Here is a 1,227-nt window from a genome sequence, read left to right on the forward strand (position 1 = left end):
GGCCGCACGGCGGCTCATCGCCTGCGCCGCGCCCTACCGCCTGCGCCTTGTGGCGGGGGTGGCCTTCATGCTGGCCTCCTCCGGGCTGAACGTCCTGCCGCCCTGGCTCTTCAAGAGCGTGGTGGACGACGTCCTGATCTCCCGAAGCGTCCTGAGCCTCAACCTCATCTGTCTGGCCGTCGTTGCCATCTTCGCCCTCAAGGCCGTGACGTCCTACTGGCAGCAGTACCTGATGAACGAGGTGGGGCAGAGCGTCGTGATGGACGTCCGGGTGGCGCTCTACGACCACATGCAGCACATGGCGCTTCAGCGGATCGACGCCTCGCGGGTCGGAGAGCTGATGAGCCGCATCACGGGCGACGTGGCCACGCTGCAGAGCCTCGTCACCAACACCTTCGTGGACCTGGCCTTCAACGCCGTGACCTTCGCGGGGATGTTCGCCTTCATCCTCTACATCAACTGGCGCCTGACGCTCCTGATCGTGCTGGTGCTGCCCGTCGTGGCCTGGCTCCTGTCCTTCGCGGCCCGGAGACTGCGCCGCGCGGGGCACCGGGTTCAGGAACGGCTGGCGGACATCACCGCCATCGCCCAGGAGGCCTTTTCCGCCATCCGGTGGTGCGCGCCTTCGCCACGGAGGAACAGGAGCTGAAGCGCTTTCGGGAGGGGAACCTCCAGAACTTTCAGGCGCTGCTCCACGCCGTGTCCATCCAGGCCCTCCTGGCCGGGGTCGTGGAGGTGTTCCTGATCTGCGCGTTGGCCGTGGTGTTCTGGTTCGGGGGACGAAGCGTCATCCAGGGGTCCCTCACCCCCGGCGAACTCATCTCCTTCATCGGGTACATCGCCTTCATGGTCCAGCCGATCCGCACCGTCATGAGCCGCATGGGCGCCCTGCAGACCGGCCTTGCCGCCGCGGACCGCATCTTCGACATGCTCCGGGCCCCCACGGAGGACACGTCCCGCTCTTTGGAGCTGCCGGGCCGGCTTCGCGGCGAGGTGACCTTTGAGGACGTCCACTTCGCCTACGCGGCGGGGCAGGAGGTGCTGCGGGGCATCCGCCTCACCGTCCGTCCGGGGGANAAGGCGGCCCTCGTGGGGCCCACCGGCTCCGGGAAGTCCACGCTGGCGGACCTGATCCCCCGNTTCTACGATCCCACGTCGGGCCGCGTCCTGATCGACGGCCGGGACGTCCGCTCGCTTCGCCTGCCGGAGCTGCGGCGCCAGATCGGC

Annotated in this window: 1 protein-coding gene and 3 pseudogenes; all 4 read left to right on the top strand. The window is 68.4% G+C overall.

Annotated features, from left to right (window positions below; translation table 11 throughout):
• Nucleotides 1–67 precede the first annotated feature (67 nt).
• Nucleotides 68–798 (top strand): annotated as a pseudogene (locus SY1_RS10050) (ABC transporter permease); the annotation flags it as partial.
• 129 nt (nt 799–927) lie between these two features.
• The coding region (locus SY1_RS12835; RefSeq protein ID WP_423868992.1) for a hypothetical protein at nt 928–1,076 on the top strand (149 nt) is incomplete at its 3' end.
• Nucleotide 1,077: 1 nt separating this feature from the next.
• A pseudogene (locus SY1_RS12840) lies at nt 1,078–1,139 on the top strand (hypothetical protein); the annotation flags it as partial.
• Between the two features lies 1 nt (nt 1,140).
• A pseudogene (locus SY1_RS12845) lies at nt 1,141–1,227 on the top strand (hypothetical protein); the annotation flags it as partial.

Origin of the sequence: Fretibacterium fastidiosum, from assembly GCF_000210715.1 — a bacterium.
GTDB classification, from domain to species: Bacteria; Synergistota; Synergistia; order Synergistales; family Aminobacteriaceae; genus Fretibacterium; species Fretibacterium fastidiosum.